Raw genomic sequence first — 11,703 nt, 5'->3', positions numbered from 1 at the left:
TGTCAACCGTCGTCACGCATGAATGTGCGATGAATCCTCAGGCACTGACGCGCCTATCGCCTCGAATCCCGGACTGCACGCGATTCATTGGGCATTCATTCGCATGATGGGTCGTTGACTCGCCCATTCTCACCTCTGAATCATATGGCCAGGTCCCCCCACCACCGCCTCCCTCCCCCGTCCTGAGGAGTGCTCCATGCCCGACGCCGGCAACCACGGTCCTGCCGCTGCGCGTACTCCGCGCCTCTCCCGCCGCACCCTCCTGGCCACCTCGCTCGCGGCCGCGGTGGGCCTGACGGCCTCGGCGTGCGGTGCGGGCGCCGCCGCGCAGGGGGACGGCAAGTCGTTCACCTACTGGTCGATGTGGAAGCAGAACGAGCCCCAGGCGAAGGTCCTGCAGGCGGCCATCGACCAGTTCACGAAGGACACCGGCGTCACGGTCCACGTCCAGTGGAAGGGCCGGCAGGTCATCCAGCAGCTGGCGCCCACGCTGAACACCTCGAACGTCCCGGCGGACCTGGTGGACTCGCCCGACCGCTCCGCGTACGCCCAGCTCCACATGACAGGCCAGGCCCTCGACCTGACCCCCCTGCTCAAGACCGCGGTACCGGGCGAGAGCGGCACGGTGGGCGATGTGATTCCCGCCAAGTACCTGGACCTGAACACCACCGACGGTGTGCTCTGGCAGATCCCGTACGAGGTGGTCCTCACCCAGTTCTGGTTCGACGGCTCCGCTCTGCCCGACGTGGCCGCCCGACCACCCGCCACCTGGGACGAGTTCGTGCAGCTGCTCGACACGCGCAGGAAGGCGCTCGGTGACGGACCGCTCGCCCTGGACGCCGACGTCCCCGACTACGGGGCCTACTGGACCTACTACGCGGTCGCGCGGGGGCTCGGCGACGGAGCCTTCGGCAAGGCCGTGGCGGACCGCACGGGTGCGTCGTTCAGAACGGACTCCTTCGTCAAGGCCGTCGAGCATGTCGAGAAGCTGGTCAAGGGCGGCTACTTCACCAACGGTTACGACGCCTCCAAGTGGCCGACCATTCAGCAGAAATGGGCCAAGGGGAAGTCCGACTTCCTTCTTCTGGGCACCTTCGCCCCCAGTGAGACAGCCGAGTTCGCCGGTGACTCCTTCACCTACCGCTCGTTCCCCTTCCCCGCCTTCGGCCCGTCGGGCGACACCTCTCAGGACATCTACCTGATCGGCTTCTCGATCCCCACGAAGGCCCGCAACAGCGCGGCCGCACAGAAGTTCATCTCCTACTTCCTCGCCAGGAAGCATCTCGAAGGCATCTCCACGCAGGCGAAGAACATCACCCCGCGCAGCGACATCGCGGCCCCGCCGGAACTCGCCGACGGACAGAAGGCGCTGGAGACGCGGAAGGTGGTCAAGAGCCTGGACGGGGTCAAGGAGACGGCGGCCGACTGGTACACCAAGGTCTTCCTGCCCCTCAACACGAAGTTCCTCACCGGTCGCCTCAGCTCGCGCTCCTTCGCCGAGAAGCTCGCGGCCGACTCCGCCACCTACTGGAGGTCGGCCTGATGGCGGCCCCCGCGGTCGTCGGCGCGACCGAGCGGCGACGGGCCACCCGGCTGAGCACCGACGCCCGACACAGTCCCTTCCTGGCACGCCGGCGCAGGCTCTTCTGGCCCCTGTTGCTGCCGGCCGTCCTCGTCTACCTCGCGTTCTTCGCCGGCCCGTCCCTGTACACGTTCTGGCTCAGCCTCAACGAGTGGGCAGGCGCGGGTCCCATGACCTTCGTGGGCCTGGACAACTACCACCGCCTGTTCGTGGACCCGGCCTTCCGCACCTCGTTCGCCAACACCCTCTGGATCATCCTGGGCGTGGGCGGCGCCACGTTCGCCCTGTCGTTCGGGCTGACCATGCTGCTGCGCGACATGACGGGCCGCAAGGCCGCTCGGTCGATCCTGTTCTTCCCCAACATCGTGCCCAGCGTCATCCTGGCGATCCTCTGGGGCTTCCTCTTCCAGCACGACGGACTCGTCAACGCGGCCGCCACGGCCGTCGGCCTGGAGCACCCGCCGAACTGGCTCGGCCAGGAACACCTCTTCCCGGTGATCATGGCGGGCCTGGTGTGGACGTCCACGGGCTTCTACACCACCATCCTCATGGCCGCCGTCGACCAGATCCCGCAGGAGCTCTACGAGGACTGCGATCTGGCCGGTGCCAACGCCTTCCAGAAGTTCCGCTTCGTGACGCTGCCGCTCATGTGGGACGTGGTCGGGGTGTGCGCGGTGCTGTGGACCATCACCGCCGTGAAGGTGTTCGAGTTCATCTACGCCTTCGCCGGTGCGGCCGGGCAGATGCCCGACACGGGTGTGTGGAACACGGCGCTCTACACCTACGGGGAGGCGTTCGCCTCCGGCGGCATACCCCGATACGGCTCGGCGGCGGCCGGCGCCGTGGTCATGCTCGCCCTCGTCGGCGTACTCGTCGTCCTCATCCGCCGGGTCATGCGCCGCGACGCCGTGCAGTACTGAAGCCCCTCGCCGTCCCGCCCCGGAGGTCACCCCGTCATGGCCATCAGCACGCCCAGCCGGTCGTCCGGTTCTCCCGTCCCGCGCATCCGCCGTCTCCTCGCCGCCCGGTCCGCCGGGGTCGTCGTGGTGTGGCTCTTCGCCGCCTTCAACATCCTGACCGGCATATGGCTGCTCCTGTCGTCGCTCAAGAACGCCGACGAGATCTTCAGCACCCCCTGGCAACTGCCGCACGCCGCCCGATGGGCCAACTACGCCCGTGCCTGGACCACGGGCCTGTTCGGGCAGGCGGCGTTCAACACCGTGGTCGTGGTCGGTGGCACTGCGGTCGTCACGCTGGTCCTCGCGGCACCGGCCGCCTACGCGCTCAGCCGCATCACGACCCGGTTCAACGGCGGCTTCACCCTGTTCTTCGCCCTGGGCCTGGGCATACCGGCGCAGGTGGTGATGCTTCCGCTGTTCGTCGTCATGAACCAGCTGTTCCTGGTGGACAGCCTCTTCGGCCTGGTCGTGGTGTACGTGGCCACCTCCCTGCCGTTCGCCGTCTTCTTCCTCACCGGCTTCATGTCCACCCTGCCCGTCGAACTGGAGGAGGCGGCGGCACTCGACGGCGCCTCGCCCTTCCGGACGTTCTGGCAGGTCATGCTCCCTCTCGCCCGGGGCGGAATGGTCACGGTGCTGATCCTCAACATCATCCAGCACTGGGGGGAGACGGTCTTCGCCCTCGTCTTCATCCAGAACACCCAGAACCAGACGCTCTCCCTCGCGCTGCTCGGCTTCCTGCAGCAGATGCAGTTCAACGGGGCGGACTGGGGCGGTCTGTTCGCAGGTGTCACGATCGTCGTCCTGCCCGTCCTGGTCTGCTACATCTGGCTCGGCCGCAGGATCATCGAGGGAATGACCCTCGGCTCGGTCAAGTGAGCCGAGGACTGTTCCGCGGAGGACGAGACCGAACATGGGGGGATCCGTGCAGCCGGACGCGCGCGACCTGAAATTCCGACAGCTGGCGTCCCAGCTCCGCCAGGACCTGCTTCTGGGCACCTGGCCGGTGGGCGCCAAACTGCCGACGGAGAAGGAACTGGCGGTCAGCAGCGGCACGTCGGTGAGCACCGTGCGCCGCGCGGTGGACGAGCTGGTGTCGGAGGGCCTCGTCGTACGCCGGCAGGGCGCGGGGACCTTCGCCCTGCCGCCCCGCGCGGCCGTCTCCGACCGGGCCCTGGTCGGGGTCATGGTCCCGGACACCGTCTTCTACTACCCGCGTGTCCTGCAAGGCGTCGAGGAGACGCTGTCCGCGGCAGGCGCACGGTTGCTGCTGGCCTGTTCCGGTTACGACCAGGAGCGGGAGCACAAGGACCTCCAGGACATGCTGGACGCGGGTGTCGACGGCCTGCTGGTGGTTCCCACGCTGACCGGCCCGGAGCCCGCCGACCAGTACCTCGCCCGCCTCTCGGCCCTTCCCGTACCGGCCATCCTGATCGAGCGCCGTGACACCTCCCTGGGCGACGCGAACGAGTACGTCTGCTCCCACCACGAGGCCGGCGCCTACGACGCGGTCCGCCATCTCCACTCCCTCGGGCACGGCGCCCTGGGTCTGGTCCTGCGGTCCCCCAGTCCGACGTCCGGGCCGGTCGCCACGGGTTTCGGCGAGGCCGTGGCCGAGTGCGGTGTCGACCACGTCGAGTTCCTGGCCCCGATGGAGGAATGGAGCCCCGCGACGGCCGACCGGTGCCTGGAGGCACTCCTGGCCGCCGGGGCCACCGCGGCCGTGTGCTTCGGTGACCGCCAGGCGATTCTCCTGGAGAACGCCGCCCAGCGAGCCGGGCTGCGCATCCCCGACGACCTCGCCCTCGTCTCGTACGACGACGAGATGGCCGATCTCGCCGACGTCCCGCTGACCGCCGTCGCGCCCCCCAAGCACCAGCTGGGCCGGGCCGCCGCCCAGGCGCTCCTGGAACGGTTGCGCGACGCGTCTCTGCCGCGCCGCCGCCTCCTGCTGCGTCCCGACATCATCGTCCGGCAGTCCTGCGGAGCCGCGGCGGGACGCTCGGCCCACCCTCCCCTTCTCAAGGAGACAACCTCATGACTGACGTACGGCTCGGACTGATCGGCGCGGGCGCCGTCGGCCTGCTGCACTCCCGGGCCGCGGCCGCCGTCCCCGGGGTGAGCGTGAGCGCGGTCTGCGACATCGACGCCGACACCGCGCGGGACGTGGCCGGCCCCCTGGACGCCGCCCCCTTCACCGATCACCGCGACCTGATCGGGTCAGGGCTGGTCGACGCCGTCGTCATCAACACCCCGCACGCCCTGCACACCCACATCGTCACCGCCTGCGCGGCGGCCGGCCTGCACGTCCTCGTCGAGAAGCCGATGGCCACCAGCAGCGAGGACTGCGCCCTGATGGAACGGGCCTGTGCCGACGCCGGCACGGTTCTCTTCGTCGGGCACATCCAGCACTACCTGCCGCCGATGACAGCGGCGAAGGCCGCTCTGGACGCCGGTGTGCTCGGAGCCCCGCTGGCGGTCACCGACTGGCGCAGCACCGACTACCGGCGCGGCAGCCGCCCGTCCTGGTTCTTCGACCCTGCCGTCTCCGGGGGCGGTGTGTTCATCAACATCGGTACGCACTGCGTGGACCGCCTGATGTGGCTCACCGGCCGCCCGGTGGTCGCGGCCCAGGCGGGTGCCACGTACCGGGGGGACATCGGTGTGGAGACCGACGTCGTGGCCCGGCTGGAGCTGGCGGGCGGCCTCTTCGGCCACATCACCGTCACCAGCGCCCTCCTCCCCCCGCGCGACGAACTGACCGTCATCGGGGAACGCGGCACCCTGCGCGTCGCACGCGGAAGCGGCGCCGTGCTGTACCCGGACGACGGTTCGGGCCCGGTCCAGCTGGCGAAGGAGTCCCCCGACGACGTGGCGGACGCCTTCCGGGACCAGTTGGCGGCCTTCGTGTCGGCCGTACGCGGGGAGGAGGAACCGGCTGTGCCCGCCTCCTACGGCCGCCAGGTGGTCCAGGCGGTCGAGGGCGTCTACGCCTCCTGCGCCTCGGGGGCGCGGGTGACCGTCCCGGTGGAGTGACCTCGCCCCGCCGGGTCGGCCGCCACGCCCCCGTGGCGCCGGTCCGTCGTCACCCCCCGTGGGCCGGGAGCGCGTAGGAGGGCGCTGTCAGACCGCTGCAGGCGTCGGTGGCGGGGGCGCCGGCGACGGGGGCGAGCGTGATGCCGGCGGGCGCGGTGACGGGTACGGTCGCGCCGGTGTCCTGGTAGGCGTTGGACGTGTACACCGTGATCGCGTCCGCCTCCGCCTGGCTCAGCACCGCGGGCGCGAGCTGTCCGGCGGCGATTCCGGTCGTGTGCGTCGGATCGGCGAAGGTGTTGCGGTAGGCCCGGATCCCGCCGAGGCCGGTGGGGCGGACGTTCTCGTAGTAGGTGATGCCCGCGTGTGTCGGGTCGTCATGGGTGGCGATCTCCAGGACGTTGGCGCAGACGTCGACGTCCCGGAGGGTCAGGGGGTAGGTCGGATCGCTGTACACGTACAGCAGGACCGGGGTGTCGACGAGGCGGTTGGCACCCACCGTCAGCGGGCCGTCGGAGTTGCGGACCTTCACTCCTCCTTCCGCGGCGTTCGGCCATCCGCGGATCCAGTTGCGGGTGAACCGGCCGCTGACGCCCTTGAGATAGGCGGCGTGGTCCCGGAGCGAGGGAGTCGCGGGATCCGCGTCGAAGATGTTGGAGTCGACGTCCAGATGGGCGTCGAACCCCGTGTACAGACCGCTGCGGTAGTGCCCCTGGGAATCGCCGAGATGGAGTGCCGTACGCAGGGTGGCGAGCTTCGCCGGCAGGGAGACCCGGGCGGGTGAAGGGTTCACCGTCCCGTCGGACGACCGCTCGGTCCAGTTGGCGTGGCCCGGCCAGTCCTCCAGCCAGTCGCTGTCGCTCAGTTCGAGTCCGACCACGTTGCGCCGGATGGACAGGCCGCTGGTCCGGTACAGGCTCATCGCGACCGCGTCGGTGCTCCGGTCGCCGTGCAGGAAGACCGAGTCCGTCACCCTGTTGCTGCCGGTGAGGCGGTTGAGGACGAGCTGCTGGTTCGCGGGGCTGTCGAGCTGGCTGATGTGTCCCCTCGCGTCGCTGAACACGTCGCGTTCCAGGACGGCGCTGGTCCTCGTCCCGTTCACCCCGACCTGGATGCTGTCGAAGAACAGGTCCTGGAGGGTGATGGTCCCGGTCCGGGTGGTGTTCGTCGCGGCGGCGGTCTCGCCCAGGACGATCCCGGCGACCGTGCCGCGGATGACGGTCGGCGTGGGGCTGTCGGACTCGCCCGTCAGCTTCAGCGCCGTCGGCAGGCCGATGGACGCGCCGAGCTCGTACGTACCCGTCGGGAACCACACGTCGCTGCCGCTGTTCACGGCGCACCGCACGGCGGCCGCGTCGTCCGTCACCCCGTCGCCCCGCGCCCCGTAGGCCGCGACACTCACGTAACCGGTCGGCGCCCAATGTCCGCTCTCCTGAGCACAATCGGCCACGGCCGCCGCGCTGCCGGCCCGCAAGGCGGTGCCCAGCACGCAGGCGGTGACGACGGCTGCGGTGAAAGTCCGTGTTCTTCCTCTTCCAGGCACGTGCGACACCTCTGTCCCTCCGCGCACCGGTGATGCCGGTGACAGTGGTCGCGGACAGTACGGCGCCGTGAGAGGAGGAATCAATGCGTAATGCGGTGCCGATATGACGAAACCAACAGCCGCGTACGCGGATCAAACGGACCATTGATCCGGCATCCCGCGTTCCTGACTGTTCCCGGCCGTGAAAAGCGGGCCGTCGGCAACGGAATACTCCTTGATTCATACGGTGCGGAAGGCATTGGGTGTGTGCCACCCCACCCACCGGGCGCTGCCCGTCCAGCGCGCGTCAACGCGCTGCGCCGAAGGAGGACGCCGTCATGCCCGAAGCTCCCCGCCCGTTGACCCGGCGCACGGCTCTGCAAGCAGGCACCGCGCTGGCTGTGAGCTCCCTGAGCCTGAACCTCGCCGGAGCGCCCCGCTCCGCGGCGGCTCCCGCGCGGACGGTGGAGGAACCGGCCGCGGACCTGGAGCAACGCGCGCTCGCCCTGAGTCCGCCCGCCTTCCTCTTCGAGACGGATGTGCCCGCGCAGGTGAGGGCGGGCCGCGGTTCGACGCTGAGCATCACCGACCGGGCGGCGATGTGCGGGCGCCACTCGCTGCGCTGGGAGCATTCCGCACGGTCCACGGTGACGGTGGAGGCGCCCCTCCGCTTCACCCCCGACCCCTATGTGCCGGGCCGCCTGCCGGGCGCCGACCAGGCGTGGCAGGGGCTGGTCGACACGTTCTCGGTCTGGGTCCACAACGCGTCCCCCGTGGACGACGTACTGCGCTTCGAGTTCGGCCGGGGCGGCCGCACCGACGCGTGGTTCGACTTCGGACTCGACTTCACGGGCTGGCGCACCGCGTGGGTGCGGTACGGCTACGACATGAAGGGCAGCCCGCATCCGGGCATGGACACGTTGCGCCTGGTGGCACCCGCGCGCGCCGGCGTCCTGCATGTCGACCAGCTCGTGCTGAACGTGGCCATGCGCCCGGACCAGCCGGTCCGTGACGCCCAGGTGCCTTTCGTGGCCCTGGAGAGTGACGCGTGGGACAACGCACACTGGCAGGCGCTCTACCGGTTCGACGAGCTGCTGACCCGCAACCGCCCGCGGACTCCGCAGCCGTCGGATACGGAACTGGCGGCGCTGCGGGCGCTCGTGACCCGCTACCGCGACGAGTATCTGCTGCCGGCCGGCCAGGCCGCGACGACTCCGAAGCAGGTGGCGGACCTCACCGCCCAGGTCGAGGCCATGGGTGTGCCCGCCCTGGGCTCCACCGGTCCGGGGCGCCCCGTCGTCTCGTACCAGCACCAGGCCTACCCTCCGGAGATCGCCGCCGATCTGAAGACCTTCGTGAACGCGGTGACCCTGCGCGCGTGTACCGACCTGCTGAAGTCGGTGGCGCTGGCCCACGGGCGCGCGGGCGCCGCCGAGCGCCCCGCGCTCGCCGGCCTGTACGTGCGCGTGATCGCGCATCTGCGGGACCAGGGCTGGGCCTGCGGCAGCTCGCAGGGCACGATCCACCATCTCGGGTACGACGCGCGGGGGCTGTACGACTCGGTGTACCTGATGCGTGACGTGCTCAGGGAGGAAGGCCTGCTGGAGGCGGTCCGCGCGGATGTCACCTGGTTCACGGGACTGGGCCGCGTCTTCCGTGACTGGAAGGACCGCCAGGCGTACGGCGGCATCATGGACGTCTTCAACACGACCGTCCGGGGCATGCTGGCCTCTGTCCTGCTCATGGACACCGAGGCCGAACAGGTCGCCTACCTGCACGCCCTGCGCAGCTGGCTCGACCGGGCGCTGACCCCCAGCAGCGGCATCCAGGACGGTCTCAAGCCGGACGGCACGTCCTTCCACCACATAGGCTTCTACCCGGACTACTCCCGGGACGGATTCACGGGCCTGGCCCCGATCGTGTACGTACTGAGCGGCGGTGTCTTCCGGATCTCCGAGGCAGCACACGCCACGTACAAGAAGACCTTGCTCACGATGCGGGCGTACGCCAACACCTTCAACTGGCCGCTCTCCCTCAGCGGACGCCATCCCACGGGTGTCACCGCACTGTCCATCACCCCGTACCAGTGGGCCGCGATCTCCGGCACCCCCGACGGGACGTCCGACGTCGACCCCGAGCTCGGGGCCGCCTTCCTGCGGCTGCTGCCCGCGCAGCCGTCCACCGCGCTACGGGCGATCGCCCAGCGGCTCACCGCTCGCGGCATCACGGCCGAGACCGCTCCCCACGGCACCTGGGCCGCCAACTACGCGGCCTTGTCCTTCCACCGGCGGCAGGACTGGCTCGTCGCGGTGCGGGGCCACAACCGCTACCACTGGTCCACCGAGATCTACGAGGGCTCCAACTGGTACGGCCGCTATTCCACTTACGGCCAGATCCAGGTCCTGGGGCGCGGCAACCCCGTGACCAACGAGGCCAGCGGATTCAGCCAGAACGGCTGGGACTGGGCCCGCTGGCCGGGTACGACCGCGATCAACGTGCCCCTGGACCGGCTGAAGGCCGATCTCACCGGCACGATCGAGGAGATGCTCCTCACCGACTCCGCGTTCGCCGGCGGGCACACCATCGACGGCCGCCACGGCATGTTCGCCATGCGACTGCGTGAACACCCCAAGTACGAGTCCTCGCACCGGGCCTTGAAGTCGGTGTTCCTGTTCGACGACCGGATCATCGCCCTCGGCACCGGCATCGAGAACTCCGACCGGGCCCACGAGACGGAGACCACGCTGTTCCAGGGCGCGCTGAGCGATCGCACCGCACCCACGTATGTGGATGCCGCCCCCGTCACCGCGTTCCCCTACGAACGCCCCGACCTGCGGCTCGGCTCCGCGTGCTGGCTGCTCGACGGTTCGGGAACGGGCTACTACGTGCCCGCCGGCCAGCGCGTCGGGGTCCGCCGCGCCACCCAGCAGTCCCGTGACCAGGGGACCGACCTGCCGACGAGCGGGGACTTCGCCACGGCCTGGATAGGCCACGGCAAGGCGCCCCGGGGAGCTGCCTACGAGTACGCCATGCTCGTGGAGTCCGATCCGGACTCCATGGCCTCCTTCAGCCACGCCATGGCGAGCCGTGACACCGCCGCCTACCGGGTCCTGCGCGCGGACTCCGTGGCCCACGTGGTGTCGGACCGCGCGACCGGGATCACGGGCTACGCCGTGTTCGAGCCCACCCGCCGCCTCCAGGCGGGCCCGGTACGCGAGGTGGACACCCCCTGTCTCGTCCTCACCAGGGCCGACGGGAACGGCGGCCGGGTGCTGTCCGTCTGCGATCCCGACCTGCATCTCTACGAGGGCAAGGACCACGAGCAGTACCGCGGTGGCACCTACACCGGCGCCTACACGTCGTACTCGCGGAGCTGGCAGGCCAACCCCAGTGCCGAGCACCGCCTGTCGGTCGTGCTCGACGGCCGGTGGCGTCCTTCGGACAGTGGGCAGCCGTGCCGCACGAAGAGCCTCGGGAATTCCACCCGCGTGGAGTTCACCACGGTCCACGGGCGTCCCGTCCAGGTGAGACTGGTTCCGGCGGGCTGACCCGTCGTCCGGGCCTCCACCCGCCGGCCGCACGATGTACAGGACGCAGCACGAGACGCGAAGGCAGGACGATGACAGCGCGACAGGTATCACCCGCCGGCCTCGACCGGTACCGCGGAGCCCGGTTCGGCATGTTCGTCCACTGGGGGCTGTACGCCCTCCACGGCAGAGGCGAGTGGGACATGTTCGAGTCGCGCACCCCGGTCACCGAGTACGAGCGCCTGGCCGACCGCTTCGAGGCGGAGCGCTTCGACGCGCGGGAGTGGGTCGATCTGGCGGAGGCCGCGGGGCAGCGCTACATGACGGTGACGACCCGTCACCACGACGGTTTCTCCCTGTACGACACCGCGCTGTCCGGGTTCAAGTCCACCAACACGCCCTTCGGCCGTGACGCGTTCGGCGAACTGGCCGAGGCGTGCTCCGGAAGGGAGGTGAAGCTCGGGGCCTATGTGTCGCTGATCGACTGGCACCACCCGGCCTTCCGCTTCCGCGAGGAGTCGAAGCTCGCCTGGGAGGACTACGTCGGGTTCCTGCACGGACAGGTACGGGAACTGTGCACGCAGTACGGCGAGCTGGGTCAGGTCTGGTTCGACGGGGAGTGGCCCCACTCCGCCTGGACCCGGGAACACGCCGACTGGTTCGCCCCTGGAGGGTCGTACGGCTACCCGGAGCTGTACGACCTGGTCCACCGCCTCCAGCCCGACGCCGTGGTCCTCAACAACCGCAAGTCCGTACCCCTTCCGCCCGGGGAGGACGTGCAGGGGTTCGAGAACGACCTACCGGGTGAGAACACCGCCGGATTCAACACCGGCACCGTTCTCGACGGCCCCAAGGAGACCTGCCTGACCATGAACAGGACCTGGGGCTACGTGCCCACGGACGACGCCTACAAGACGGCCGACCAATTGCTCGGCACGATTCGGCGTGCGTGGGCGGCCGGCAGCAATCTGCTCCTCAACGTCGGGCCTCGCCCCGACGGGACGATCCCGCCGCGTGAACAGGAGCTGCTGCGCGCGGTGGGATCGCGGCTGTCTCCGCGCGGTGACGGCCTCTGACGGT

The 11,703-nt window shown here is 69.9% G+C and carries 8 protein-coding genes; 7 read left to right on the top strand and 1 reads right to left on the bottom strand.

What is annotated here, in order from left to right; genetic code table 11:
• Positions 1-196 precede the first annotated feature (196 nt).
• The 5 genes from ACZ607_RS17935 to ACZ607_RS17915 are packed head-to-tail and all read left to right on the top strand — an operon-like array spanning position 197 to position 5,577.
• A complete protein-coding gene (locus tag ACZ607_RS17935) occupies positions 197-1,543 on the top strand; it encodes an ABC transporter substrate-binding protein (RefSeq protein WP_469735639.1) in 1,347 nt (448 codons plus the stop codon).
• Positions 1,543-2,502 (top strand): carbohydrate ABC transporter permease, encoded by a 960-nt coding sequence (locus tag ACZ607_RS17930; RefSeq protein ID WP_469735638.1) that lies wholly within the window; start codon positions 1,543-1,545, stop codon positions 2,500-2,502. The genes ACZ607_RS17935 and ACZ607_RS17930 overlap by 1 nt, the downstream gene beginning before the upstream one ends.
• Before the next feature lie 36 nt (positions 2,503-2,538).
• A complete protein-coding gene (locus ACZ607_RS17925) occupies positions 2,539-3,420 on the top strand; it encodes a carbohydrate ABC transporter permease (RefSeq protein ID WP_469735637.1) in 882 nt (293 codons plus the stop codon).
• A 34-nt stretch (positions 3,421-3,454) separates the two neighbouring features.
• On the top strand, positions 3,455-4,582 hold the full coding sequence (locus tag ACZ607_RS17920) for a LacI family DNA-binding transcriptional regulator (protein WP_469735636.1): 1,128 nt from the start codon (positions 3,455-3,457) through the stop codon (positions 4,580-4,582).
• The gene (locus tag ACZ607_RS17915; RefSeq protein ID WP_469735635.1) at positions 4,579-5,577 is read left to right on the top strand and encodes a Gfo/Idh/MocA family protein; all 999 of its coding nucleotides are present in this window, start codon (positions 4,579-4,581) and stop codon (positions 5,575-5,577) included. The genes ACZ607_RS17920 and ACZ607_RS17915 overlap by 4 nt, the downstream gene beginning before the upstream one ends.
• A 49-nt stretch (positions 5,578-5,626) precedes the next feature.
• On the opposite strand, the gene ACZ607_RS17910 is transcribed toward ACZ607_RS17915, so the two are convergent.
• Complete coding sequence (locus ACZ607_RS17910) at positions 5,627-7,117, bottom strand: glycosyl hydrolase family 28-related protein (protein WP_469735634.1); 1,491 nt, start codon at positions 7,115-7,117, stop codon at positions 5,627-5,629.
• A 317-nt stretch (positions 7,118-7,434) separates the two neighbouring features.
• On the opposite strand from ACZ607_RS17910, the gene ACZ607_RS17905 reads away from it, so the two are divergent.
• Entirely contained in the window at positions 7,435-10,644 is a 3,210-nt protein-coding gene (locus tag ACZ607_RS17905) for a chondroitinase family polysaccharide lyase (RefSeq protein ID WP_469735633.1), read from the top strand.
• Between the two features lie 71 nt (positions 10,645-10,715).
• Complete coding sequence (locus ACZ607_RS17900; RefSeq protein WP_469735632.1) at positions 10,716-11,699, top strand: alpha-L-fucosidase; 984 nt, start codon at positions 10,716-10,718, stop codon at positions 11,697-11,699.
• The last annotated feature ends 4 nt before the right edge of the window (positions 11,700-11,703 follow it).

It is taken from the genome of Streptomyces sp. NPDC104381 (genome assembly GCF_055583745.1).
Note: the sequence above shows the minus strand (reverse complement) of the source record. Positions and strands in the feature narration are given on the sequence as shown.

Excerpts from the sequence above, each read along its gene's own strand:
- ACZ607_RS17925 (WP_469735637.1), top strand. The coding sequence starts at position 2,539 with ATGGCCATCAGCACGCCCAGCCGGTCGTCCGGTTCTCCCGTCCCGCGC.
- ACZ607_RS17935 (WP_469735639.1), top strand. The coding sequence starts at position 197 with ATGCCCGACGCCGGCAACCACGGTCCTGCCGCTGCGCGTACTCCGCGC.
- ACZ607_RS17930 (WP_469735638.1), top strand. The coding sequence starts at position 1,543 with ATGGCGGCCCCCGCGGTCGTCGGCGCGACCGAGCGGCGACGGGCCACC.
- ACZ607_RS17905 (WP_469735633.1), top strand. The coding sequence starts at position 7,435 with ATGCCCGAAGCTCCCCGCCCGTTGACCCGGCGCACGGCTCTGCAAGCA.
- ACZ607_RS17920 (WP_469735636.1), top strand. The coding sequence starts at position 3,455 with ATGGGGGGATCCGTGCAGCCGGACGCGCGCGACCTGAAATTCCGACAG.
- ACZ607_RS17900 (WP_469735632.1), top strand. The coding sequence starts at position 10,716 with ATGACAGCGCGACAGGTATCACCCGCCGGCCTCGACCGGTACCGCGGA.
- ACZ607_RS17915 (WP_469735635.1), top strand. The coding sequence starts at position 4,579 with ATGACTGACGTACGGCTCGGACTGATCGGCGCGGGCGCCGTCGGCCTG.